This is a genomic window from Streptomyces sp. NBC_01689 (assembly GCF_036250675.1).
Taxonomy (GTDB): Bacteria; Actinomycetota; Actinomycetes; order Streptomycetales; family Streptomycetaceae; genus Streptomyces.
In genome coordinates, this window is sequence record NZ_CP109592.1 from 9,387,267 (window position 1) to 9,411,331 (window position 24,065).

A 24,065-nucleotide genomic window follows, 5' to 3' on the forward strand; every position below is an offset into this window, starting at 1 on the left:
GAGCCGCGGGAATGCCCTGCTCGTCACTCATCGTGCGACTTCCTTCGTGTTGACGGGATGACCTGAACTGAACGGCGCCGGAACCGTGGCTCCGGCCACGAGATCCGCCCCGAGCCTCCGCCGCGCCCGGTGCAGTCGGGACTTGACCGTCCCCACCGCCACCTTCAACGCCACCGCGGCAGCTTGCTGGTCGAGCCCCGACCAGACGCAGAGCTCGACGACCTCGCGTTCATGGCGCGGCAGCCGGGCCAGCGCCCGGTGGATCTCCGACATGCGACGCTCGTCGTCGACCAGGACGGCCACGCGGTCCGCGTGGTCGCCCTCGGGCTCGCTGTGCGAGGTGAGGCGGTGCAGCAACGCCTCGGCCCGCCTCAGCCGACGCCTGGTGTTCGACACCAGGCGGTCGGCGATGCCGAGCAGCCAGGGCAGAGCCGAGTCGCGGTCGAGCACGGTCTCCGATCGCCGTCTCCAGGCGTGCAAGAAGACAGTCGACGTGAGGTCTTCCGCCTCGGACCAGTCGGCCGTCCGCCGGAACAGATAGTTGTAGACGGCCTTCCCATGACGGTCGAAGATCTGGCCGAACGCCTGCCTGTCGCCGTCAACGGCCCTCGCCCACAGCTCTCGGTCGGATATCGGTCCGAGCGGTCCGACCGGTCCGGCGTCGTTCAGTTCCATGCTCTGTACGTGTCCGGCATCCAGTCGAAGGTTCCCGCTGATCCGATCTCTTTCTCACCGGCGATTCGGGCCTGCCGCGGGGACACCCCTCAGCAACCCGGGCATCATTCTCGAACTGTCCACCAAAAGCCCCTTGACCGGGGCATGGTGCTCGTTTCCGCGGCCCGTCGGACGCAACCCGAAACAGCGCCGGGGACAGTGGAGTTGAGACCGCGAAGGACGGCAGTAGTGTCCTCGGTCATGACGGAACCGACCTACCTGCACGCCACCCGGGTGGCTTACGACACCGTTGCCGTCGACTACGCCGAGCTCGTACCCCCCGTCTTCGAGGCCGATCTGTACGGCCGCGCGATGATAGGCGCTTTCGCCGAACTCACGCGGGCCCTGGACGCCGGGCCGGTCGCCGACCTCGGCTGTGGGCCCGGCCACGTGACGGCACACCTGCAGTCCCTCGGGGTGACCGCGTTCGGCGTCGATCTGTCCCCGGAGACGGTCGCGGTGGCCCGTCGCAGGCATCCGGACCTGCAGTTCGACGAAGGGTCGATGACCGGCCTGGATCTGGCGGACGGCAGTCTTGGCGGAGTCATCGCCTGGTACTCGATCGTGCACACCCCTCCGGAGCTGCTGCCGGTCGTGTTCGCGGAGTTCCACCGCGTGCTCGTTCCGGGCGGCCATCTGCTGATCGCCTTCAAAGCCGGTGACAGGCTTCGACGCCTGGAACACGCGTATGGGCACGAGTTGTCGCTCGACGTCTACTGGGTCTCTCCTGACCGCATCGCCGAGCTGCTGAGCCAGGCCGGATTCACGGTGGACGCCCGGCTGATCCGCGAACCGAACGAACAGGAGAAGCCCCGACAGGGTCAGCAGGCGTACCTCCTGGCCCGAAGGCCGGTGAGACCGGGAACGCGGGCTGCCGACAGCACGCGCGACACGGTCCAGTAGTGCTCCAGGTGTGGTGAGCGGGCGGCGCGTTCTGGAGGTTCATCGATGGTGGCGGCGGGCGCGGCGGGGCTGCGCTCGGCGGCGTACCGGGCGACCATGTCGACTCCGGGATGCGCGTATCACCCCAAGGAGGCAAATGGGGCGTGGCGGCAGCGGGTCAGCGCCATTGGCGGTCGAAGCGCGCGGTTCTCGGCACGGCGCGTGAGCGCGGGGAGCCACAGCGGAGCAAGGCCCAACCGCCCGAGGTTCTCGATACCCTGGAGTGATGCGAGGCCGGAGCCGAAGAGGCACGGCTCGCTCTCGCACGCGCCTACCGCGCCCGCAGACAGCCTCTTCCGGGCTGGGCCGTTGCTCCGTCGTCCAGGGGCGGCCAAGGGTCTTGAACTCCCGTTACGGATTGGCGCCGTGACGGAGCACCCCGCCAAACGACGTCGAGCTGCTGCTCGTCGGCGAGGAAGCCGCTACGTGCGAGGCTGCGCCCGCCGGCGAGCCGTCTGAGTGGCACAGGTGATGTAACGGCCTTTGTGACACGGGTGACGTAACCGCGACAGAACGGCCCACAACTGTCGTGGGGGCTCCCTGGTCTGATGATGCGTGGATGGCAACGACCGTCCGTCCGCAGCACATTGACCAAGAACATCAACAGGGGGAACACCATGAAGTCGATACGTCGCAAGGCCGCCACCGCCGGCGCACTCGCCGTCGTCGCCCTGGGCGGCACGCTCGCCGCGACCAGTCCGGCCGCGGCCGCCACGCCCACGGCTTACAACGGCGCCTGTGGCAAGGGCTACGACGTCATCCGGGCGACACCGATCCGCTCGACCTCCCAGACCACCATCCCCGCCACGACGTTCGTGACCTACAGCAGCACCGCCGGCAAGGTGTGCGCGGTCACCGTGCGCACCAGCCCGGGCTCCCGTGTCTTCATGGAGGTCACGCTGGACACCTGGCCGTACAGCAGCGGCGAGGCGAGGGACTCCGGCAGCTACACCAGCTACGCGGGGCCGGTGTACAAGGACGCACCCGACGACGGCCAGTGCCTGACGTGGAGCGGCTCGATCGACATCTACTACAACTCCGACAACGGCCTCTGCACCTGATCCACCAGCTGAGGGCGTGGCCGACCACCGAGTCGGCCACGCCCGCAGCCCCGCGACCACGAACGCCGCGCACCGCGTGGCCGACACCAACTGGTCGATCCGATCCGCGCAGTCGTATCGTGCGCCGCCCACTCGGTCCAGGACAGGCGACCACCGCGCCACCCAAGGTATGCAACCCCCGACTGTTCCTCGTAGCCCACCGGCTATCTTCCGCACATGGAACGGGCCACCATCCTGAGCAGCCTCGCCGCGAGCGGAGCTGACGCCACCCCGCAGCGCCTCACCGAACTTGCTGCCGAACTCGACCTACCGGCCGCCGACCTTTTCGTCGTCGCAGGACACCCGGTGCGGACGGAGCTCCTTCCTCCCGAGCGCGGCGCCAGGGTCATGCGGCAGTTCGCGTACCGCGTCAGCTACTGCGACCACTCGCAGCTCGCCGCGCGGAGGCATTCGTCCGCTCACGGCCCCACCGCAGTTGACGTGATCCAATCTCCGGAGCGCTCGTCCCGTCCGACTGTTCAGGGAGCGGGCCGGTGTGGGTTCGGCGTGCCGTCGTTGTTCATGTGCGCCCGTTGCCAGATCTCGTTCCATCGGTAGGGGGTCTGCGGCCTGAGCCCGTGCGGCTGGCCGCACGGGCACGGCACCGGCGCCCACGCGCACCCACGGCACAGCTCGACCCAGCTGTGCCCGGTCGACTTCGACTCCAGGGGCCTCTCGTCCCCGCAGGCTGGGCAGCCTGGGAGATCGGCCCCGTCCTGAATGGCGTTCTGGCGCCGGACCGACTCGGACAGGCGAAGGGACGGGTGCCGCATCGGGTCTTCGTACCAGGCACGGCTCGGGCCGTCCCACCTGTTCCGCAGCCACCACGGTCGCGAGTTCGCCAGAGTTCGCCGCCCGGCCAGCTTCTCCGCTCGGCGTTGCGCGGCGTACTCCTCCACATGAACGAGCCACAGCATCCGTGCCTCCTGCAGTTCCTCCACTGCCCGCACCAACGCTTCCGGATCGGCCTCGAGCCGTCGGGGATCGAGGCGCTGAGCGTCAGGTGGTGGTAGGTCGCCCGGAAGCCGTAGGGCGCGAACAGGGTGAGGCAGGTGCGCAGCGCTCTGTGCTGATGGAGAGGGAGGCGGGCGTCGTGCACGCGCTCACGATGGGTCAGGAAGCTGGTCAACTTGTGAGCTCGAGGTCCAGTGCCCGGGCCAGGGCGGCGGTGACGGCGATGGCGTGGGCCGGCAGGTGGTCCGTAGCCCAATTTCCGGCGAGGCTGGAGAAGTTCCGCAAGTCTTGCTGGGCGCCGGTGACAAGGGCGCGCACCTCGTCCACCGGTAGCTCGATCATTGGACTGCAGTCCTTCGCGTCGGCGTCGAGTGTCAACCGGACGTAGTCGCCGACACGTTCGGCCATGGAGGACGGGTCGTGGCCGAAGGAGGAGCAGCCAGTGCCGTCGAGCACCTCCAGCCACTCCCGCCAGGCCTCCAGGCCGCCGCAGCAGCCCGGCCCGACGAAGACGGACCCGGTGGCGCTGTCAGTCACCCGGAACCCACCGGTGGCGATCAGGTCGGGCATGGTGAGCAGTCCGTGCAGAAACGCTCCGAGCGGGTCGGTCGGGCACGGACCGTGTTCCTCGTCCGGGTCGAAATCGTTGCAGTCGGCGATCCGCATGACCGCCCTGCCGACCTCTGCCGGAGTCATGTCTCCGTTCAGGACCAGGTATCCATGGGGCTGTTGCTCGCCAACCGGCCAGAGCGTGAAGTCGTCCGCAGCGAAGATCTCCAGAACGGGGTGCATCACCATCACGCGGGGATGATGTCGGACCCGGTGCACCACCGACAAGGGATTTTGTCCCTCCCGGGTTTCCGCCTGCTAGCCTCCCGCGCCCTCTACGGGCTCGCGAGATCGTGCCTGACTGGCCGACCGGCTTGGCGACCATCCCGCCCGGCGTGGCCTTCCCGGGGGCCCAGTGGGAGGTAAGAGTGAAGTCGAAGCACTCTTTGAGTGTGACATGGGCCACGGTTGAATTTCCCTTTTGTTCTTCGAGTCTCCCGGTTGAGCGATCTTGATCGATCGATTCGAAAGCGGCCGATTGCTCCTCGTCGGTGTCGGTTCGAGGGCGCTGGTCCTTTGTCGACCTGGGGGGGATCGGTATTTCGTTCGCCCGGATCACGACCCGCATCCCTCGCCGAAATCCGCCGGCGAGCCGGGCGGGCGTTCTCTGGACTGGCGCAGAAAGGCCTGCCCGTGCAGCCGACCCGTTGTGCGGAGGCTCTCGCCTGTGCGAAATACTCCGGTGATGAGTTCACGCACTTCCAGCACCGGCCGGGCGGTCACGATTCGGAGGGCCGTCGCGCGGGATGCCAAACGGCTCACGCGGCTCGTGCGTGGCTCGGGCGCCTACGAGGGGCAGTACGCGGCCGCGGTCGCGGGCTATCGGGTGGGGCCTGATTACATCGAGGCCCACCGCGCCTTCGTGGCCGTCGACGCCGACGAGCAGGGAGGCCGGGTCCTCGGGTTCTATTCACTCGTCCTCACCCCACCGGAGCTCGACCTGCTTTTCGTCGCCGACGAAGCGCAGGGGCGGGGTATCGGGCGACTGCTCGTCGCGCACATGCGGTCCGAGGCGGCCGCCGCCGGGCTCGACCGTGTCAAGGTCGTTTCGCATGTTCCCGCCGAGGACTTCTACCACCGCATCGGTGCGGTCCGGACCGGGACCGTGGTTGCGAACCCGCCCGCTGTGTCCTGGGACCGCCCTGAATTCGAATTTCGTATTTGTGCCGAATGATGCGAAATGCCGGGTTATTGCGCATCTGTGGTGTGGGGGAGGCGGCGCCTTCATTCCGGCGCCGTGCCCGTGATGGCCTGCGCGTACCAGTGTGCGTAGCGCGGAAAGGTGTCCTTGAAGGGTGCGTCCGGTGGGAGGTGGACGGCTCGGCGCAGGCGGCCGCTGTCGTAGAAGTGGTCGGAGTCGAGGAGGCTCAGCGTGCGGGCCGTGGCGTCGCCCAGGCGGGTCAGGGCTGTGTCGTGGTCGATCTCCTCGGTGAGCTCCGGCAGGAGTCCGTTCTCGGTGAGCGCGTCGAGGATCTCACCGAGAGTGGTCGCGGCCGGGGGCGTCACGTGCAGGACGGCCCCGTCCAGGTCGTGGGTCGGCGACTGGGCCACGGCGCACACCGCTTCGGCCAGGGCGTCGACGGAGATGACGGACAGCCTCGCCCTGCCTCCCGACGGCCGTGCGCCCAGGAGCCTCGCCAGCCGCACGACCGTCTGGATGAACCAGCGGTCGCCCTCGCCGTACACGAACAAGGGCCGCAGCACCGTCCCGCCCGCCGCCAGGACACTGCTCTCCGCCTTGAGGCGGGAGCGGCTGGTCGGCGACACGGGGGCCGGCGCGACGGCGTCCTCGTCGATGCCGCGGTGAACGCCGTGCCCGTACACGGCGGCGGTGCTGACGTAGACGACGCGCCGTACCCCTGAGCGCCGTGCCTCGGCGACGAGGGCGGCGGTACCGCGTTCGTTGACGGCCTGGCACTCGTCCTCGCTGCCGTTGATCACGGACGCGGCATGCACCAGCGTGGTGATCCCCTCGCAGACGCCTCGCAGTGAGGCCGGATCGTTCAGGTCGCCCCGGACCAGGTCGTCGGCGTCCGTGTCGGTGTGACGTGCGAGGACCCTGACGGGCGTGCCGCGTGAACGCAGCAGTCGGCGCACGTGCGATCCGATGAAGCCGGAGCCGCCTGTCAGAAGGACGGGGCCGGAGGCGAGCCGGTTCACCTGGCCCCGCTTCCGCCGGTCACTACTTGGATCAGGCCCGCGACCGGCACGTCACCGTTCTTGCTCAGCAACGCCGTCGCCACACGGTAAGGATCCGCGTACCCCAGGCGGCCGGTGATGCCGGTCAGGTAGGGGACTGGTTCGGCCGCGGCGCCCGCGTGGTCCCTCAGCAGGCGCGCGGCCCGGCGGATCCAGCGCTCCAGTGGTCGCAGGGCGAAGGACTGCGCGGCGGTCCGGCCGAGGCCCGCGACCAGGTAGAGACGGAGGCCGAGGCGGAAGGCGGCCAGTCCGTGCTCTTCGACGAGGGGCCCCTGGTACGCGTCGAGCGTGTAGCCTTCCCAGCCGCCGGCCCGCGCCGAGCGGGTGACGCCTTCGAGGGGCACGCGCGGCACCTCGAACCTGACCACGCGTGAGCCCAGGGTCTCCAGCACGTGTGCCACGGTCCGGTAGTCGTGGCGCAGTTCGACGTCGTGGGCCAGGACCACCAGGTCGTAGCGGGGCAGCAGCGGGATCAGCTCGCGCAGGAGGTAGAGCAGGTAATTGGCCTGGCCCTCCTCGTTCAGGACGGCCCGCAGGGGCAGCCCTCTGCAGGTGGCGTCCAGGTGGACGGGAGCGCTGAGCGGACGCCCGTCCAGACATACGGCATGACGGCTCATCAGGTCGATGACCTCGTCCGTCGAGGCCAGTTCGGGGCGTCCGCGGCCGAGGTGCGGGTCGGCCATGCCGAGGCGACGGTAGTGCTGTTCCCACAGGTCGAGGAGCCGGGCGGTGACGGGGTGGGTCCAGCCGTTCTCGGCGCGGCGCACCATGGGCCGGATCGACGCGAAGGGGGCTGACGCGTCGCGGTGGTGGGCGACATAGAGGTGGCCGATGTCCTCCTCGCTGAGCGCGTCGGCGTCGAGCCCGGGATGGTGGCGCTCGAGGTAGTCCCAGAAGCCCGCCACTTGACGGCTGCCCGCGTACACCGCGTGATGGTAGGCGACGTCGACGTCCGCGAAGGCGCCGGTGGCGCGGCGGATCATGTCGAGGGACAGCAGGTACTTCAGGTGGGTCGGTGTCAGGGGCTTGGTGGGGCTCACCGTGACCGGGGCGAGCAGCACGCGCTCACGGTGTGTCGCCGTCCGCGCCACCGCGGCTACCATGTGACCGGTAGCCGTCGGACGCCCCGGATGTACATTCCGGTACGCCATTCGAGTCCGTCCTCCGGTATGGCCAGGCGGAGTTCCGGGAGCAGGCCGAGCAGGGTGTGCAGGGCGACCTCCAGCTCCATCTGCGCCATCGGCGCACCGAGGCAGCGGTGTCGGCCGTGCCCGAAGGCGAGGTGCGGATTGGCGGCCCGGTCCAGGCGCAGGGCGTCCGGCTCGGCGAACACGTCGGGGTCGCGATTGGCCGCGTCGGCCACCGGCAGGACGACCGTGCCGGGTTCGAGGCGCACGCCGCCGAGGACGACCGGCCGTTGGACCATGTGAGGAACCCCGCCCACGGCGTTGAGCGACGTGTATCTGAGCAGCTCCGACACAGCGGCGGGGAGCAGCTCGGGCCGGGCCCGCAGGTGCTCGACGTTCTCCCGGTCGCGTTGCAGCACCAGGAAACACATGCCGAGTTGGTTGGCGGTCGTCTCGTGGGCGGCCACCAGCAGCCCGTACGCCAGGTGCACGGCCTCGTCGGGCATCAGATCCCCCGCGTCACGTGCCGCGGCGAGCGTGCCGAAAAGGCCGTCGGGTTCCTCGTGCGGGCCCGCGAGATACTTCTCGAAGGCGGCGAACATGGCGTGGTGTGCGGACTGGGTCTCGGACCGGTCGAACGCCGTGGTGGACATCATCCGCTCCACCAGCGGCAGCAGCCGTCGTACCTCGGACTCGGGGAGACCGAAGACGCTGCTGATGACGCCGACCGTGAGAGGGACGGCGTAGTCGGCCAACAGGTCGGCGGGGGCGCCACGTTCGAGCATGGCCGAGACCAGCTCCTTCGTGAGGCGCTCCACCTCGGGCCGCAGTTGTTCGGCCTGCCGGCCCGTGAAAGCGTGCGCGACCAGGCGCCTGCGGCGCGTGTGGTCGGGCGCGTCGACGGAGTTGAGGGCGAGCGACTCGGCGGACCGGGCGCTGAGGCCGAACCGCGCGGCCGGCAACCGGGCGAAGGCGGGGTCGGTGAGCACCTTGCACATGTCCTCGTGCCGGTGGACGAGAAGCGCGGACGTACCGCTGCGCAGCGTGGCCGGCACCAGTCGACCCAGCTGAGCCAACACGGCGAACTCGGGGGCGGGTTCGGCACTCGGATGGTCCGGGAAGGGGAACCGCAGGGTCTGGTTCACGTGTCGGCCTCCGTCCGGGCGTGGCTCTCGAGGGCCTTGCGGATGGCGTGCACCGCCTCTTCTGCCTCGACCGCGGTGCAGTAGCCCGGATTCGCGATGAAGTGCCGTCCGCTCGGCACCTCGGTGACGCGTGGCACCATCCACGTGTGGAAGTGCGGGGTGCCTTCCATGTTCGACCACACGTGGACGCGGGGCGCGCCGGTGGCCTCCTTGAGCGGATCGGTCAGCCGGCGGATCAGCAGGGCCAGTGAGGTGGCCTCGTCGGGCGCTATCTCGGCGTGGCCGAGGAAGTGGCGGTGGGACTCGATGAGGAGGGTGCCGCGTGGCCAGAAGCCCGCGGGGCCGTGCCCGACTCGCCAGGTGCCGTCGTCGATCAGATGGCCGCCGGGAGGCTGAGGCCGGCCGGCCCAGGCGGGTACCGCTTCCCCCGCGTATTTGGCGCAGATCAGGCAGCGCTGCGGATCGCCCTCGACGTCGCCGAGCAACCGGCTGACGGGGTTGCTCACATGGGCCAGGGGTTCCAGCTGGGCATGACGGACGTACCACTCGTCGAGTGCGGCGGCCGTGGCACGGGCATCGGCCAGGCGGACGGGTTCGGTGCGGCCCCAGCGGGCCCGGGCATCGTCCTGGCCCAGCCCGGTGCGGGGGCCGATCCAGGCCCAGGGTATGTCGCGGGCGCGCAGATGGGCCACCAGAGCGTCTTGGAGAGCGGGTACGCCGTCGTCGAGCACCCTGAGGACGCGCTCGGCCAGTACGCTGCCGGAACCGTCCGCGGTGGGACCGTCGGGTTCGGCGACCGCCAGGCGCAACTCCTCGGAGAGGTACTTCAGTTGTGCCGAGAGGGCGAGACGGGCCAGGTCCTGCTCGGAGAAGTGGGCGGGACGCACGGTTCTCTCCTTTCCGCGGGGGTGAGCCAGGCGTAGAGACGGAGTTCCGACGGGTCGTCGGCGGCGTAGTGCACCCGGGCGTATCCGGGGTCGGCGTGCGCGTGCATCGGGTCGAGGTCGGCCTGGTGGACCAGGCGCAGGGGCTCGTCGGCCGTGAGCCGGCCGAGCAGCACGGCCTCGGCGACGGTGTGGTGCAGATGAACGAGGTAGTTGACGAGGGTCACCTCCCGCGTGGCCAGGCGGAGTTCACGGGGCGGACCACTCGTGCGGCCCGGGACGTCGAGGGTGCGCGGCAGCCTCGGCAGGGAGCCGGTGAGTGGTTTGAGCAGGCGGCTCACCCCCGGTGGGTGCTCCGTGGGGTGCGGGCCGAGCCAGGCGGCCGTGCCGACCGGTGCCACGGCCCGGGCGCGGTCCGTCAGGTTCCGCGGATCACCGAACAGGAAGCGGGTCCGGGTCCAGGAGCCCAGCCAGCTGCGTCCTTCCGTCTCGCTCAGGTCGGCTGCGAACGCGCGTGCGCCCCGTACGAGGTCGACGACGTCGAAGGCGCGCAGAACCACGAAGGTGGTGACGGAGGTGGCGTCCTGGGTGGCACCGGTCACCAGACGGGTCCGCTCGTCGAAGAGGGCGGTCAGCCGGTCCTGGGTGAGGATGGCGGCGGGCGGGGGTGTCATCGCTCCGCCCGGGTGCCGAGTGCGGCGAGCACCTGGTCCAGTACCGTCCGGGGCGGGGCGTCGGCGTCGAGGACGGTCAGCGGTAGCTCGGACGCCTCCTTGAGCAGCGCACCGCGCAGTTCGCCCTGGAGGCGGAGGAACCCGTCTCTGGTGGGTCGGGCGCCGAAGTGTTCGAATGGGTTGATCCGCAGTCCGCCTTCGCTGCGCTGCCACGCCGTCTCGGGGGACACGTCGAGGTAGATGACGCCCTCGGGCTGCGGGAAGGACCGCCAGGCGGCGAACATCTCGCTGTCCTCGAGGCCGAGCAGGGCACACTTGGAGAGCAGCTTGTAGTAGTAGGAGTCGACGACGACCCGCTCCAGGTCCGCGGCCCGGGCCAGTTCGTCGCGCAGGTGCAGCACGATGGGGTGCAGCACCGCGAGGACCAGCTCAGGTGTGTACCGTCTGCCGCTCCAGGCGAACGCGTCGGCGATCCACATCTCTCGCAGCCGACGGATCAGAGGGGCCGACTCCAGGTAGCGGTCGTCGTAGGAGACCACGTGCCAGTCGTGTTCGGTGTGCAGCCGGTTCAGGACCGTGGACTTTCCGGAGAAGTCTGGTCCGAGTAGCGTCCAGAATCCGGTCAAGGGACGTGCTCCTTTCCCACAGAGGGTGGATGGGGGTGCGCTCACCGGCCGTCGAACAGGCCGATGGCCGCGAACGACGCGAAGGAGACCAGCAGGTACAGCACGGCGAGGCCCACGGACCAGCGTGCCGCCCCTCGGCGGAAGCGGGCGGCGGCGACCAGGGGCAGGGGCAGGGAGAGCAGCACCAGCCAGCCGGCCGCCTGCCCCGTGAACCAGGGCCGAACGGCGGCGAGTTCGAGCGTCGCCGCCGCGAACGGGAGGGCGAGGGTCACCCGCGCCGTGTCCCGCACGCCCAACTGGTGGACGTAGGTGCGGGTGTGGGGCGCGGGGTCGCGGACGAGCCTGCGGGCGAACTCGAGGTGGGTCAGCGCCAGTACGAAGCCCAGGGCGGCGGCGACGTCCCGTCCGGAGGGCGGCTCGCTCTGCCCGCGGGTCGAACCGAGGTAGACGTAGAGGCAGATCAGCGTCTGCAGCGGAAGGTTGACCGGCAGGTGCAGCAACGGCCGGTCGGCGTCGGGCCACTTCCAGCGCCACTCGACGAGGAGTGTCAGGCACAGGTACCCGAGGACCGCGGCGTAACCGGCCACGGGCAGGCCGCGCGGTGCGTTGAACAGCAGCAGGACACCTACGCCCAGAACGAACAGCGTTTTGAGATCCCGTACCCGCACCGCCCCGGTGACCAGCGGCCGGCGCGGGTTCTGGACCCGGTCGTATGCGAGATCGCGTACGTCGTCCACGGCGCGGAAGAGCAGGAACGTGACCGCGATGGTGGCCGCGGTCACCGCGAGCCCGGAGGCGGGCGCCGTGCCGGTCCGGTGGGCGGCCTGGTAGGCGGAGGTCAGGCCGTAGGACCAGCCGAGGCCGACGGCGGCGTAGAACCAGAGCGGGTAGGCGAGGGCGTATCTGGTGAGCCGGGTGATCATGAGGCGTCCTCGGCCGTGGTCTCGTCGAGCACGGTGATCGTGCCCCGGTCGCCGTCCACCTCGATCAGGGCCCCGTCGGGGACGCGGTCCACCACGCCGTGCACCGCGACCACCGTGGGGACGCCGAAGATCCGGCCGGTGATGGCCATGTGCGACAGCACGGTCCCCCGCTCGGCGACCAGGCCCTTGGCCACCAGCATGAGGAACATCCAACCGGGGTCGGTCTCCCGGGCGATGAGGATTCGGTCGCGGCACGACTCCGGGTCGACATCGGGTTCGGTGACCACACGGGCCCGCCCGCGCACGACTCCTCCGCTGGAGGCGAGACCGGTGAGTGTGGATCCGGGGGTGCCGCGGGTGGAGCCGGACGACTCCAGTGCCACGTCCAGGGGCAGGTCGGCGTCGGTGGCGAAGATGTTCGGGGGATCCGCACGCCGCAGGCTCGCGGCACGGGCCTTCGCACGGACCGCCGCGAGTTCACGCAGCCCGACGGTCGCCGCGCCGCCCTCGTACGCGCCGAGGATCTCCTCGACGGTGAGGTCGTTGACGTCGTCGACCGAGTCCAGCCGGCCCGCGTCGACCAGGTGCCGCCCGAGGGAACGGATCATCCTGCGGGACGCGCCGAAGAGTTCGGTGCGGCAGAAGCGGGCGTTCTCGCGGATGAACAGGTTGCGGCGGAGCGACCAGAACAGCAGGCGCAGCAGGGCGAGGCGCAGCGGGCCCGCGCAGTGGGTACGCAGTTCGCTCTCCGCCTCGCGCCGTGCCCTGCGCTCTTCCCTCGCGCTGTCCTCGGTGGAGCGGCCGCTCGTGATGACCGGCCGCAGCTGGGGCAGGAGCATCTGGGGACGCTGGGAGACCACCGTCGTCTCCAGCTTGAGGTCGTGCAGACCCCGGTCGCCGTACCGCTTCACATGGGCGGTCGCCATGGCCGCGAGGTCGTCGCCGAACGCGCCGCCCGCGAGCCGTCGCCAGACGTCGGTGTCGTCGTGTTCCTCATGGGTCCGATCGTCTCCGAACACGGCCGCCAGTGCCTCGGCGTGGCCGCCGACCGTATCGGCGAGTGTCAGGAGTGAGCGCAGGGCCAGGACCGAGCGGTTGACCGGCCCGTCGCACAGCATGCCGTTGAGCACACCTCGGTTCGCGTCCGGAGCCCAGCGGCGCATCAGCCGCTCGGCCAGGTCGAGTTCGGCGATCACATGGGTGTTGGCCACGAGGGTTCGACCCCAGTACAGCGCGACGTCCGCCCACAGCTCCCGGTAGTCCTGCACGAGTTGGCCGGGTGAACGGGTCTCAGGGTCGGGCAGACCGTCCCGGCGGTCGTCCCACCACGCGAAGAACGCGCGCATACGCCGGGGGTTGAGCAGACGGCGCACGCCGGCCGCCGGGATTTCGCGTGCCCGTACGGCCATGCGCCGCGGTCCGGAGGGGGCGGGGACGGTCACGGAGGAGTCGACCGTGACGACGGCCTTCTCCCACTTGTGCTTGAGCCCGATGAACGCCCGCATCCCGCTGTGCAGCCGGTACCAGGACTCCAGCCGCATGTACACGCGGCCGTCCACATAGCCGAGCATCCGCCGCAGTTCGTAACGCCGAGCACGGAGGGTCCGTTCGGGCACCCCCATGCTGCGGTAGAACTCCTCGAATCCCACGGCGTACAGCTCGGAGGCGACGGAGAAGGTGAGCATCGAAGTGTGTCCGGCGTAGCTCTCGGAGATGTTCCCGTTGCTCCAGTGCAGCTCGCGCCTGTCCCGGGGCGCCGCGGCGACGACGGCCGGGCGGGCCTGGACGAGGTGGATCTCGCCGTCTTCCGTGACCGCGCCCTCGATGTCCTGGGGCATGTCGAAGTGGCGCTCCAGGGCGAGTGCCAGATCCGCCACGGCGCGCGCGGTGCGGTCGTCGAGCACGGGGCGGTCGGCGAGTTCCCCGGGGACGTCGGCGAGGACGGTGCCGCCCGTCGGTCCCGCTACGACCTGACGTTCCTTGCGCACGAGTTGCGGCACGACGGCGCCGGTGGCGACGTGCACGGTGAAATGATCGACGTCGGCCTGTTCCTGGGCGACTCCCTCGCCGAGTCCGTAGGCCGCCGCGATGAGGCTCTCCTCGGCGTTCCGGCCGCCGCGCGGGTCACGGCTGAAGGCCACGAAGGAAGCGGTGGCGGGGACGAGGCGCTGTACACCCACGGCCATCCGCGTGGCGGTGGGGTCCGCGCCGCGCCGGGCGCGGTACAGCACGCCTTCCGGAGTGAAGGCCGAGGCCCAGCAGGCGGCGAGGGCGTCGGGGAGCTCGGCACGGCCGACCGAGAGGAAGCTGCGTCCCAGCCCGGCGAACGGATCAGCGGCGGAGTCCTCCCCGTCCTGCTCGGTGTCGCTCGTCAGCGGGACGGCACAGGAGCGGACCGCGACGACACCGGCATCACCTGCCAGATGGTCGAAACGGCTCAGCAGGGCGTTCGTGAGCGACTCCGGTACGCCGACGCGCAGTACGGCCGCGGCGGCCTTCTCCGCCCATTCGGCGAGTTCGTCGGGGCTGCCCCCGACGGGTGCCTCGGGGATGTCCGGTCGGGCGGTCTCCATCGCGCGGTCGAACGCGTCGACGGGGACGCAGACGAACTCCGGGACGTTGTACCCGGCCGCCCGAAGCTGGGCCTGGCGTGCGAACTTGTGGCCCACGAGCGTCGGGTCCGAGGATTCGGACGCGGTGTCGGCGAAGACTGTCCCGTGGGTCATCGTGCGCGGTCCTCTGTGCGTCGCTGACGGAATCGGATGGTCTCGTACTGCCGTTCGTCCACGATGAGCGTGTCCAGGTGGGCATTTCCGATCTCCGTGTCGAGACCGTCGCCCGAGGGGTGGTAGAGCCGCATCGCGAGATCGAACGCACGGCCCTTGCCGGGGCGCGGCACCCATTCCAGCCGGACGCCGTCGGCCGGGGGCGTCAGCGGTAGGTCCGCCTCCAGGGTCCGCAGAATGAATTTGGAGTCCATCGGCCGCTCGTAGCAGGCGTGCCCGATCAGCGTGGCGAACTGCCGTGACGTCTCGATGAGCTGCTCCAGCGGGTAGTCCCGGAGGAAGTGGCCGGCAGGTGGCTGCGTGGCGCTCGCGAGCAGCCGTGCGTCGGCCCACCACACGTCGTCGAGCAGGCAGTTCTCCTGGCGGGAGCGGTGGGAGAGCTCGGCCGCGGGGAGGGACGAGCCGGTGCGGCGCGGGGCGGCGGGTACGAGGGGGGCCGATGGCTTCTGGCGCAGGACGGCCGTTCCGCTGACGGCCGGTTCGGCGCCGACCTGCGCGCGTAGGTTCCAGCCCGGTTCGTCGTCGCCGCCGCCGTCGTTCTGTCCGTCGGCGGTGAGCGGAGAAACGGAAAGGGTGATGTCGTCGTCGAGTTCGCAGAATCTGTGGAATTTCAGGGAAATCTGTATCCGGTGGTCAGGTGGTAATTCACCGTGCGCGCTGCGGATCAGCTCCAGCAATCCGGTGACGACGAGAATTCCAGGTACGTGATCGAGGGCGTGGTCGAAGAAGAACGAGTCCTCCCGGTCGATCACCAGATGTGCCGTGCTCCCTCCGAAGGAGGGATTGTGTCCTGTAAGGATCTCCTTCTTTTCCATGCATCATCTCCTTTCCGATCTTCTGTCGCGCGGACGGCATTCAAGGTGCTTCAACTTGCGACAGGATCTGACGGACTTTACGCAGATGACGGGTTCCCAAGTATTTTCGCAGACGCTTTCTGGTATTTCCCTTGGAGTTTGACCCTGGAGAGGATCCGCCACCGCCCGGGGGAGGAGCGGTGAGCGGCGAGTGGGGGGCAAGGGGAGTGCGGCTGACACGCGGGGCGGTCGCCGGGCACATCGGGATCCGCGAGGTGTGGCGGGGAACGGACGGGGCACGTCGGCGCCGGTTCGGACCACCGAGTTCATCGATGACGCCCGCGCGTGGGCCCGTACGACGACTGCGGGCCCCTGGACAGGGGCCCGCAGATGGTTCAGGTGCCGGACGGTGTCAGCGGCACGCGCGGCCGGTCACCTGACCGTTGTGACCGCTGTGGAGCGCCTTCCGGCCGAGCGGGGATCGGTGCTACATCACAGGACTTGCGCGCCGGAGGCGTGAGGGTCGCCGACCACGGTCAGGTGGTAGGTGGTGTCGACCCAAAAGCCGCCTGTGGTGCGGGCCTTGATGTCGAGCACGTACTGGCCCGCCGGAAGCGGCTCAAGTCCGCACCACAGTCCCCAGGCCACGCGTCGGTACAGACCTGTTCGAAAGGGCTTCGATGTGAACTCCTGCAGGGGTAGGGGCAGGCCGTTCACGGCTGCTTCGGCGCTCGCGACGTCGACGAGCATGGGTGTGGGCGCGAAACGGCTCCTGCGCTGGGTGTTGAAGACCGGGAAGAAGAGGCGCCGCTGTGCGGGGACCTGACACCGGCGCACCACGCGTCCGCCGTAGGTGCCCGCGAGGAACCACAGGTCTCGCGGTTGCTTCCAGTCGGCGAATTCACCGGTCTGGTCCGTGACCGGGCTCCGGTCGTCAGGAGCCGACAGCGCCCACTTCCACCATCTGGCTGCGAGCTTTCCGCCCTCCTGCGGCGTCAGTTGCCAGATGCCCTCTGCGTTGAGAGCGTCTCCGCTCATGAATCCCACCCCATGTCGTGCGCACTTCAGTTCGATCAGATTGCCGAAACTTTACATGTGACTGGGTGGGGTGGTGTCGGAGGGCGTGACTCCCGGCAGTGTGCTCGCGGCGGCGAATGCGAAGGCATTGCTAGCCGCCCCGAGCGAGCGCTGTGCGCACGCCTTGCAGCGTCTCCTCGCTGCCGTTCAGCACTCGGTCGGAGGCCTTGTCGCTGACGGAAGCGGCAAGGGGCATCGGCGTTACGACGTCGGGTGGCTTTACCGGATGATCAACAGGGCCCTACAGTGCGCAGCATGTCGAGTCGTTCGAAGCGCACCTTGGTTGCTGCGGTCAGAGGGGCCGCTGTTGTCCTCGCGCTCACAGCGTTGCGGATGATGCAGGGTGCTTCGCCGGCTGGGGTCGCGGCGTGGGCGGTCGGTTTCGCCGTGCTCTTCGCCGCGATCACCTGGTACACGTGGTGGTTCCACGGAGACTCTTCCAAGGCGCTCGCGCTGCAGGCGAAGGCGGAGGCGAAGAGGACCCGGAGTCTCGGGCAGTAGTTCCGGACCGGCCCTCTCGGCAGGCCAAGAACCGCGTATTTCCACTGAGAAGGACCCCGATTCCCCATGTCCGATGACCCCTTGCACGTGATCGCCGTTCCCGCGCGGAGGGATCTTCAGCTCCCTCGATTTCTCCGGCCGCTCCTGCCCACCACCCCGCTCAAGGGCTGGTTGATGCCGCTGGTGTTCGCGGTGCTCGCCCTGGGGTTCTGGGGGTACAGCAACAGTAAGCAGGACCCCAGGTCGGCGACGCACACTTTCGATGCCGTCTGCTTCGCTGTGGTCAGTGTGTTTTTCGTGGTCGCCAAGGGTTGGGTCGAGTGGCGGTTGCGCCGCGGCTCGGCCGAGGAGTAGGGCTGCGGAGCCTGGGTTGATCGTCGCTCGTCGACTTGCGTCGGCTGAGGGCCACGCAGGGGGCAGTGGCCCGAGGCGACTTCATCGATCCCTACGCGTCTCGTACTCCACTCAGTGACCTCATGGAGCTTGGCTCGCGGGTCAGGAAGGCACATGTCTTTACTGGACCCTGCGTCTGGTGCATCAAGCTCCCACCGCCCTCGAGCGCGAGTCCGAACCCGGTCTGGCGCTCCGCGTGGGTGTGGGATCTGGCCCACGCCGCCTACGGGGCCAGTATCTGGCCTGTGGTCGAAGCGCTGAAGTGTCTCGGGACTCGGAGTGGCGCCGTGGTTCTGGGCGTCGACGGCAGCGGTCTCGCCGTGTCGTCGCCGCGCAATGTCCTACTCCTCAAGCGCGTTGTGCCCATTCCAGGTCCAGGCGGTCGGCCAGGCCGGCGGCGGCGAAAGCCGCCTCCAGTTCGTCGCGGCCCTCGGTGAAGTGGGCCCAACTGTCGTGGTGGACCGGGACGACGCGGCGGACGGAGAGGATCCGGGCGGCCTCGGCGGCCTGCGCACTGTCCAGGACGATCAGGTTGCCGTCGAAGAGCATCGGGAAGCGGGGTGCGCCGGCGAAGAGGATCGCCGTGTCCACCGGGGCGAAGCGCTCGGCGATCTCCTTGACGGCGTCTAGGGAGGCGTTGTCGCCGCTGACGTAGACCGTCGGCAGGCCTTCCCCGGTCAGGACGAAGCCGACGACCTGGCCGGTGAGGGGCTCGACCTCCTCGCGCGGGCCGGGGCCGTGGATGGCGGGAACGGCTGTGACGGTGAGGGTGCCACCGTCCGGACGCTCCAGTTCGACCGTCTCCCAGTCGGCCAGGCCCTTGGCCCTTTCCCCGAGGCGCTCGCCGCCGCCGGGCGTGGTCAGGGTGAGGGAGACGTCCGCGAGCAGGGCGCGGCCGGAGACGTCGAGGTTGTCGGCGTGCTCGTCGTGGGAGAGCAGGACCACGTCGATGGGGCCGAGGTCGGCCGGGGTGGCGCTGGAGGGTGCCGTCTTGGTCAGGGTCGGACCGGCCGAGGGGTAGTCGCCGGGACCGTCGAAGGTCGGGTCGGTCAGGAAGCGCAGGCCGCCGTACTCGAACAGGGCGGTGGGACCACCGAAGGTGCGGACCGGGAACTGGCCGGGGTTGAGCCGGGACATGACATCACCCTTGTTTCTCACGAAAAAAATCTGCGTTTAACGTGATGCCAGGCTAGGCAGCCTTCACGGAAAAACGCAAGCGTTAACATGAGGGCATGGAAGACACCCTGGCCACCGGCATGGCGCGGGCCGCCCTGCCCCCAGCGCCGGGCGCCGACCGGTATCGCTCCCTGGACTTCGCCGACGCTGCCGCGACCCTGCCCGGCGGACAGAGCTACGACCTGCTCGCCGCTCCGGAATCCGCCATACGCTGGCTCGTCGCCCATGACCTGGCCACCCCGGACGTGCAGATGTACGAGGTGTGCGCACAGCGGATGCGTACCCTGCGTACACACGTACGTGCCCTGTTCGCCACCCGAGTCGACGGCACCACCCCGCCCGAGGACTCCCTGCGCGCGGTGAACGACGCGCTCACGGCCGTACCCACCGCACCCCTCCTCACCTGGGACGGGACCCAGGGATTGCGGCGCGTCCAGGCGCACCCCGCGGACCGGGCCGTCAATCACGCACTGGCGGCCCTCGCCGCCGACGCCGCCGACCTGCTCACCGGTCCCGACGCCGACATCCTCGCCGCCTGTGGCTCCGCCCCCTGCGACCGTTTCCTTCTGCTCACCCACGGCCGCCGCCAGTGGTGTTCCACCCGCTGCGGCGACCGCGCACGCGCCGCCCGCGCCTACGCCCGGCGCAGCGGTGCCTCGGACTGAGGCGCGGCCCAAGGCCCTTTTGCGGACAGCCCGGTCACCAGGTGGTGAGCAGTTTCAGCGGGCCGTTCTCCGGTCACCGACGGGAGTGTCGTGACGATGTCCGGGCTTGCGCGCCTGTCCCCGTAAACCAGTTGTTCACGACCTCTGGGCGATCGAGGTGACCGAGTGGCCGAAGTCGGTCGTCTTGCTGCCTTCGGCCGTCAATGAGTCGCGGCGGAGGCGTTCGGACGCTGCGCAGGCGGAAGCAGGCGCGCCGGCCAGGAGTGCGGCGGCGCCGACCTGAGGGGCGACGCCGCAGGTTGTAGGGGAGGAGCGGTCAGGGGGATCAGGAGTTGCTCCACCCGGTCGTGCCGGAATACGAGTCCAGCAGGTCCACCACGAAGACCAGGGTCGAGCCGGGCGGAATCAAGGGCGAGGGCGACTGATTGCCGTACCCGAGACGCGGGGGAACGATGATCTCGCGCCGACCGCCGACCTTCATCCCCCTCACACCTCGGTCCCAGCCCTTGATGACCTTTCCACCGCCCAAAGCGAACTTGTACGGCTCGCCCCGGTCCCAGGAAGCGTCGAACTCCTTGCCGGTCTCGAAAGTCACCCCGACATAGTGGACCCTGACCACCATCCCCGGCTTCACCTCGGCCCCGTCTCCGACGACCAGGTCCCGGATGGCCAGCTCGGTAGGAGCGTCCCCCTGCGGAACGCCGACCTCGGGCTTCGTCGGTTCACTCATCGCACCCTCATCACTCTCCGTCGGAAGCCGTCGCAAGGACCAGTCGAGCACATGGGGCACTCGATGCGGCAGATGGTCACGCTGCCGCGAGCGCCGGCCTTGTCTCTGGAGCGCACCGTATCCCGTGGCAGCACGTGATGATCATTCATACAGCTGATGCACGCGCTCGGCACGCTCGGGCCACGCATTCATCGCCGACACCGCGCTCGTTCATAGCCGACACTGCGCTCGCCGGTTCTCGGCCTCTTCGTCGGCGGACACGTTCCAGCCGTGAGACCGGGGCTCTGTTCTGCGTCGGCGAGTCGATATGGGTTCGACCTCGCCGATCGCCAGGGCGATCCGACCATCCTGCGCACCTGCAGCGAGCTCAAGGCCCTGTACTTCTGTGAACTCCGTCTCGACGGCGCGAACGAGGACGCCGCGGTGTGTCCGTCCATCGGTTTCAGAGGGTGAGTCCGACAGGGCCATAGGTGCTGCAGAACTCGCAATCACAGCTGCTCAGGGAGTTCGCCCGGCAGTGGGCCGTCGGCCAGTAGCGGGATACGCAAGGCCCCTGGTCGTCGAGTGGTGTCTCGTCGCGCGGCAACATCCTGTCGCACCAGGTGCAGCGGACGGCCGCGGGCACACCGGCCTCCCGCAGCCGCCGGGCCGCGACGACGGCCGTGTCGAGCGGGACTTCCTCCACGACCTCCGCAGGGGTACTGCCCAGAAGAAGCTTGCTTCGCCAGAGGCTCAGTCCGGTCACCGCTTTGACCGCCTGCAGGGCCCTGTGGCCTCCGGCCCCGGATTCGGTCACCAGCACGGTGAAACCCGGCTCCTCCATGGACACACCTCCTCCGGCGACGGGCCCGTCGCCCTCAGTATGCTGACGGAGAGAGTCCTCAGCCCTTGGTTTTCAGGTGACCGGTCAGCTCCCGAGCAACGGTGGCTTCACGAACGCGACTTCTGCGATGGGGCTGATCGATGCCGAAAGCGTTTCACGTGTTGGCGACGGTCAGGGAGCGAGGAGCATTCGTCTCCTCCGGAGTGCGATGCCCGCGACCGAGGCGATCAGTAAAAGGAGCAGTGACGGCCCAGCGGCCCGGACTTGAGGTTGGCCGCGGCGCTCTCGTGCTCCCTACGCGGCGTACCCTGGCGTTCTACGAGGACTTCGCCCGGGTGAGCAGGTCCTGCGAGACGTCCCACAGACGCCGGGCGTTCTCGGGGTCGACGGCGTACCGGGCGACGCCGTGAAGTGTGCCGGAGCGCCGGTCGACGACCTCCGTCTCGTTGCAGTCCACGAAGTACCGGCCGCCGACGCCCTCAAGGTGGGGCGAGGTGGCCAGGAGGACGGAGGTCGCGGCGCCTTGCTCGACGCTCTTGATCAGCTCGGGAGGAACCCGGCCGCTGCCTCGTCCGCCCGTGTGGCGCTGCAGGTTCGTGTAAATCGCGCCCGGCATCAAGGCGTTGGCCGTGATGTTGGCGTCGGCCCAGCGCCGGGTCGCCTCGACCGCGAAGAGGATGTTCGCCGTCTTGGACTGGCCGTAAGCCAGCCACGGATCGTACCGGCGGAAGGCGAAGTTGACGTCGTCCCATACGACGGGCGACTGTTGATGACCGGTGGAACTCACCACGACGACACGGGCGTTGCCGTCGGCGGCCAACGCGTCACGCAGTCCGGTGGCCAGGGCGAAGTGGCCCAAGTGGTTGGTGGCGAACTGCAGCTCCCAGCCTTGTTCGGTGTACTGCTCGGGACAGGCCATGACGCCCGCGTTGTTCAGCAGGATGTGCAGAGGGCCCTGCCAGGCGCCGGTGAAGGCGGTGACGGACGCCGGATCGGCGAGGTCGAGAGGTGCGACCCGTACGTCCGGGTTGCCGGTCGAAGCGGTGATGCCCCTGGCGGCGCGCTCGCCCGCCACTGTGTCACGCACCGCGAGGGTGACGCCGGCGCCGGTCGCGGCCAGGACACGCGCCGTCTCGGCCCCGATGCCGGACGAAGCGCCGGTGACCACCGCCTGACGGCCGGCAAGAACCACCCCTTCCGCCACCTCCGCGGCCGTGCTCTCGAAGCCGAAGGGGGTGGTGACGGTACTCATGAACAACCTCCGTGCGGTACTGGGTTTCCTGCTGGGATGTGTGGCCGCCGGCTCCGGGCGTTCAAGGCGTGACCAGACGGTCCTGCTCCACCGGTGGCGTGCCGTCGTGCCAGTCCAGAGCTTTGCCGAACCGGACGAGTTCGCCGTAGAGGGAAGGGTCGACGTGGTCGGAGAAGACCAGGTCGAGTACGGCTTCGGCTGCCTGGGCGGGCGACTGTGCCTGGCTGTAGTCGCTGAACCAGGGGCGCGAGGTGGCGGTGTCGACCATGCCGGGGCACACGGAAGCGACGAGCGTGCCGGTCGCGAGGTCGTGCCCGCGGCGTTCGGCGGCGAACGCACGGACGGCGGCGACCTGTGCCACCTTCGAGGGCACGTTCAGCCAGACGGGCCAGCCAGCCGCCCGCGCGGTCCCGTGGTGGATGGCGCCGCGCCACGACTCGACGGCGTACTCGACCTGATCGAGGCTCGCTCCGTCGAACAAGTGATGCAGGCGCGCATCGAGATGACCGAGGGTGCCCAGACTGCTGGCCACGACGAGCAGTCGGCCACCCGGTCGCAGAACCGGGCCGAAGGCCCGCAGCATCGTGTGGGTCGCGGTGTTGGACACATCGATGAACTCGTCGGCCCGTTCGGCCTGCGACTCCTCCGGCAGCAGGCGGGCGACGGCATTCGAGAGGACGACGTCGACCCCTCCCAGCCGAGAGCGGAGGTCATCGGCGAGGCGGGCGACGGCCTCGGAATCGGTGACGTCGAGGACACGGCCCTCGACGCGGGCGCGCGTACGGGGAAGCCCGGCGACCTCGCGGGCGGCGTCCGAAACCCGCTCGGCGTCGCGTCCGGTGAGCAGGACCAGGCCGTCCCGTCGCATACGGGCCGCAAGCCCTTCGGCAAGGGCGCGGCCAAGTCCTTGGTTGGCGCCTGTCACCAGGGCGACACGTGAGTTGTTCATGCAGGCCAGGCTAGGAACGCCGCATCCATGAGTCCAACGAAAGTCGCGCATATGTGGTATGCGTAAACGTCATGGACTTCACCGACGTGTCGCTCACCGCGCTGCGCGTCTTCCGCGCCGTCACCGAGCAGGGAACCTTTACGGCTGCCGCCGCGTCCCTGGGCTACACGCAGTCGGCCGTGTCCCGGCAGATCGCCGCGATCGAACGGGCCGCGGGCACGGAACTCCTCGAACGGCGCCGCGAGGGCGTACGGCTCACCACAGCCGGGCGCCTCGTGATGCGCCGTGCCACGGTCGTGCTCGACGAGATCGACGCGGCCGCCCGCGAACTGAACGGTCTGCCCGAGCAGTCAGCCACAGTGCGCCTCGGCTGGCTGCCCACCGCCGGCGCCTTCCTGGTTCCCCGCACCTTGGCCGCCTTGCAGCACACGGACCCCGGCATCCGGGTCGTCGGCCGAGAGGGCGGCACACCGGCCCTGGTTCGCGCCCTGCGCGCCGGGATTCTCGACCTGGCACTGCTCGCCTCGGCCCCACCCTTCCGGCCCCCGGACACCGAGTCGCCCCCGCTTGCCCTGGAGACCCTCACCGAACGCGCCCTGTGTCTGGCCGTGCCTGCAGCGCATCCACTCGCCCGCGGCGACTTCGTCGACGTGGCCGACCTGCGCGGGCAGCGCTGGATCGCGGGGTCCGCCTCGGGAGAGGACCGGCTGATGGGCGTGTGGCCAGGGCTGGACGAACGACCGGAGATCACCCACACGGCCCGCGACTGGCTGGCCAAGCTCCAACTCGTCGCGGCGGGATGCGGATTGACCACGGTGCCCGCGACCTTGGCTGCCGCCGCACCCCAGGGCGTCCGTATCCTGCCCGTCCGGGGTGGCCCGCAGGAGCAGCGACGCCTCCTTCTCGCCCGCCCACCCCAGAGGCCGACCGAGGCGGTGGCCCGTGTAGCGGCTGCCTTGCGGGCGACGGCCCTCAACTCCGTCAGCTCCGCGGCCACTTGACTGACTTCGGCCCCGGTGGAT

General features: G+C 69.6%; 25 protein-coding genes. 8 read left to right on the top strand and 17 right to left on the bottom strand.

What is annotated here, in order from left to right:
- Positions 1 to 27: 27 nt before the first annotated feature.
- A complete protein-coding gene (locus OG776_RS40165) occupies positions 28 to 675 on the bottom strand; it encodes an RNA polymerase sigma factor (protein WP_148011855.1) in 648 nt (215 codons plus the stop codon).
- Between the two features lie 240 nt (positions 676 to 915).
- On the opposite strand from OG776_RS40165, the gene OG776_RS40170 reads away from it, so the two are divergent.
- From OG776_RS40170 to OG776_RS40180, 3 genes are all read left to right on the top strand, one after another.
- The gene (locus OG776_RS40170) at positions 916 to 1,617 is read left to right on the top strand and encodes a class I SAM-dependent DNA methyltransferase (RefSeq protein WP_148011856.1); all 702 of its coding nucleotides are present in this window, start codon (positions 916 to 918) and stop codon (positions 1,615 to 1,617) included.
- 656 nt (positions 1,618 to 2,273) lie between these two features.
- A complete protein-coding gene (locus OG776_RS40175) occupies positions 2,274 to 2,717 on the top strand; it encodes a hypothetical protein (RefSeq protein ID WP_148011857.1) in 444 nt (147 codons plus the stop codon).
- A 216-nt stretch (positions 2,718 to 2,933) separates the two neighbouring features.
- The gene (locus tag OG776_RS40180) at positions 2,934 to 3,314 is read left to right on the top strand and encodes a hypothetical protein (RefSeq protein WP_187285827.1); all 381 of its coding nucleotides are present in this window, start codon (positions 2,934 to 2,936) and stop codon (positions 3,312 to 3,314) included.
- A gap of 567 nt (positions 3,315 to 3,881) precedes the next feature.
- Here OG776_RS40180 and OG776_RS40185 read toward each other — a convergent pair.
- Complete coding sequence (locus OG776_RS40185; protein ID WP_315986937.1) at positions 3,882 to 4,508, bottom strand: hypothetical protein; 627 nt, start codon at positions 4,506 to 4,508, stop codon at positions 3,882 to 3,884.
- 496 nt (positions 4,509 to 5,004) lie between these two features.
- Between OG776_RS40185 and OG776_RS40190 the strand changes: the two genes are divergently transcribed.
- Positions 5,005 to 5,493 carry a GNAT family N-acetyltransferase gene (locus tag OG776_RS40190; RefSeq protein WP_148011858.1) on the top strand — a complete coding sequence of 163 codons (489 nt, stop codon included), beginning with the start codon at positions 5,005 to 5,007 and terminating at the stop codon, positions 5,491 to 5,493.
- A gap of 50 nt (positions 5,494 to 5,543) precedes the next feature.
- Here OG776_RS40190 and OG776_RS40195 read toward each other — a convergent pair whose 3' ends face one another.
- From OG776_RS40195 to OG776_RS40240, 10 genes are all read right to left on the bottom strand, one after another.
- Entirely contained in the window at positions 5,544 to 6,479 is a 936-nt protein-coding gene (locus OG776_RS40195) for an NAD-dependent epimerase/dehydratase family protein (RefSeq protein ID WP_148011859.1), read from the bottom strand.
- On the bottom strand, positions 6,476 to 7,579 hold the full coding sequence (locus tag OG776_RS40200; protein ID WP_148011860.1) for a hypothetical protein: 1,104 nt from the start codon (positions 7,577 to 7,579) through the stop codon (positions 6,476 to 6,478). The genes OG776_RS40195 and OG776_RS40200 overlap by 4 nt, the downstream gene beginning before the upstream one ends.
- A 35-nt stretch (positions 7,580 to 7,614) precedes the next feature.
- Positions 7,615 to 8,790 carry a cytochrome P450 gene (locus OG776_RS40205; protein WP_329323540.1) on the bottom strand — a complete coding sequence of 392 codons (1,176 nt, stop codon included), beginning with the start codon at positions 8,788 to 8,790 and terminating at the stop codon, positions 7,615 to 7,617.
- Complete coding sequence (locus OG776_RS40210) at positions 8,787 to 9,677, bottom strand: hypothetical protein (protein ID WP_148011862.1); 891 nt, start codon at positions 9,675 to 9,677, stop codon at positions 8,787 to 8,789. The genes OG776_RS40205 and OG776_RS40210 overlap by 4 nt, the downstream gene beginning before the upstream one ends.
- Positions 9,617 to 10,348 (bottom strand): DUF6182 family protein, encoded by a 732-nt coding sequence (locus OG776_RS40215; RefSeq protein WP_148011863.1) that lies wholly within the window; start codon positions 10,346 to 10,348, stop codon positions 9,617 to 9,619. Before OG776_RS40215 ends, OG776_RS40210 begins: the two co-directional genes overlap by 61 nt.
- Positions 10,345 to 10,974: a dTMP kinase gene (locus OG776_RS40220; RefSeq protein ID WP_148011864.1), complete on the bottom strand. Its 630-nt coding sequence runs from the start codon at positions 10,972 to 10,974 to the stop codon at positions 10,345 to 10,347. The genes OG776_RS40215 and OG776_RS40220 overlap by 4 nt, the downstream gene beginning before the upstream one ends.
- 41 nt (positions 10,975 to 11,015) lie before the next feature.
- On the bottom strand, positions 11,016 to 11,897 hold the full coding sequence (locus OG776_RS40225; RefSeq protein WP_148011865.1) for a hypothetical protein: 882 nt from the start codon (positions 11,895 to 11,897) through the stop codon (positions 11,016 to 11,018).
- Complete coding sequence (locus OG776_RS40230) at positions 11,894 to 14,623, bottom strand: PEP/pyruvate-binding domain-containing protein (protein ID WP_329323541.1); 2,730 nt, start codon at positions 14,621 to 14,623, stop codon at positions 11,894 to 11,896. The genes OG776_RS40225 and OG776_RS40230 overlap by 4 nt, the downstream gene beginning before the upstream one ends.
- A complete protein-coding gene (locus OG776_RS40235) occupies positions 14,620 to 15,498 on the bottom strand; it encodes an AfsA-related hotdog domain-containing protein (protein WP_329323542.1) in 879 nt (292 codons plus the stop codon). Before OG776_RS40235 ends, OG776_RS40230 begins: the two co-directional genes overlap by 4 nt.
- Before the next feature lie 471 nt (positions 15,499 to 15,969).
- The gene (locus tag OG776_RS40240; RefSeq protein WP_148011408.1) at positions 15,970 to 16,515 is read right to left on the bottom strand and encodes a hypothetical protein; all 546 of its coding nucleotides are present in this window, start codon (positions 16,513 to 16,515) and stop codon (positions 15,970 to 15,972) included.
- A 294-nt stretch (positions 16,516 to 16,809) separates the two neighbouring features.
- On the opposite strand from OG776_RS40240, the gene OG776_RS40245 reads away from it, so the two are divergent.
- Together OG776_RS40245 and OG776_RS40250 are read left to right on the top strand one after the other, a co-directional pair.
- Positions 16,810 to 17,055: a hypothetical protein gene (locus OG776_RS40245; RefSeq protein ID WP_148011407.1), complete on the top strand. Its 246-nt coding sequence runs from the start codon at positions 16,810 to 16,812 to the stop codon at positions 17,053 to 17,055.
- Positions 17,056 to 17,121: 66 nt separating this feature from the next.
- The gene (locus OG776_RS40250) at positions 17,122 to 17,409 is read left to right on the top strand and encodes a hypothetical protein (protein WP_329323543.1); all 288 of its coding nucleotides are present in this window, start codon (positions 17,122 to 17,124) and stop codon (positions 17,407 to 17,409) included.
- A 387-nt stretch (positions 17,410 to 17,796) separates the two neighbouring features.
- Here OG776_RS40250 and OG776_RS40255 read toward each other — a convergent pair whose 3' ends face one another.
- Positions 17,797 to 18,585, bottom strand: a complete 789-nt coding sequence (locus OG776_RS40255) for an MBL fold metallo-hydrolase (protein ID WP_148011420.1) — start codon at positions 18,583 to 18,585, stop codon at positions 17,797 to 17,799.
- A gap of 95 nt (positions 18,586 to 18,680) precedes the next feature.
- Here OG776_RS40255 and OG776_RS40260 point away from each other — a divergent pair, with 95 nt between their 5' ends.
- Complete coding sequence (locus tag OG776_RS40260) at positions 18,681 to 19,289, top strand: ABATE domain-containing protein (protein WP_187285776.1); 609 nt, start codon at positions 18,681 to 18,683, stop codon at positions 19,287 to 19,289.
- A 325-nt stretch (positions 19,290 to 19,614) separates the two neighbouring features.
- Here OG776_RS40260 and OG776_RS40265 read toward each other — a convergent pair whose 3' ends face one another.
- From OG776_RS40265 to OG776_RS40280, 4 genes are all read right to left on the bottom strand, one after another.
- Positions 19,615 to 20,019 carry an FKBP-type peptidyl-prolyl cis-trans isomerase gene (locus tag OG776_RS40265; protein WP_148011405.1) on the bottom strand — a complete coding sequence of 135 codons (405 nt, stop codon included), beginning with the start codon at positions 20,017 to 20,019 and terminating at the stop codon, positions 19,615 to 19,617.
- A gap of 442 nt (positions 20,020 to 20,461) precedes the next feature.
- The gene (locus tag OG776_RS40270; protein ID WP_148011404.1) at positions 20,462 to 20,842 is read right to left on the bottom strand and encodes a ribosomal protein L7/L12; all 381 of its coding nucleotides are present in this window, start codon (positions 20,840 to 20,842) and stop codon (positions 20,462 to 20,464) included.
- Positions 20,843 to 21,158: 316 nt separating this feature from the next.
- The gene (locus tag OG776_RS40275) at positions 21,159 to 22,094 is read right to left on the bottom strand and encodes an SDR family NAD(P)-dependent oxidoreductase (protein ID WP_148011403.1); all 936 of its coding nucleotides are present in this window, start codon (positions 22,092 to 22,094) and stop codon (positions 21,159 to 21,161) included.
- Positions 22,095 to 22,155: 61 nt separating this feature from the next.
- On the bottom strand, positions 22,156 to 23,043 hold the full coding sequence (locus tag OG776_RS40280; RefSeq protein WP_148011402.1) for an SDR family NAD(P)-dependent oxidoreductase: 888 nt from the start codon (positions 23,041 to 23,043) through the stop codon (positions 22,156 to 22,158).
- A gap of 71 nt (positions 23,044 to 23,114) precedes the next feature.
- Here OG776_RS40280 and OG776_RS40285 point away from each other — a divergent pair, with 71 nt between their 5' ends.
- Positions 23,115 to 24,044, top strand: a complete 930-nt coding sequence (locus tag OG776_RS40285) for a LysR family transcriptional regulator (protein WP_329323544.1) — start codon at positions 23,115 to 23,117, stop codon at positions 24,042 to 24,044.
- Positions 24,045 to 24,065: the final 21 nt, after the last annotated feature.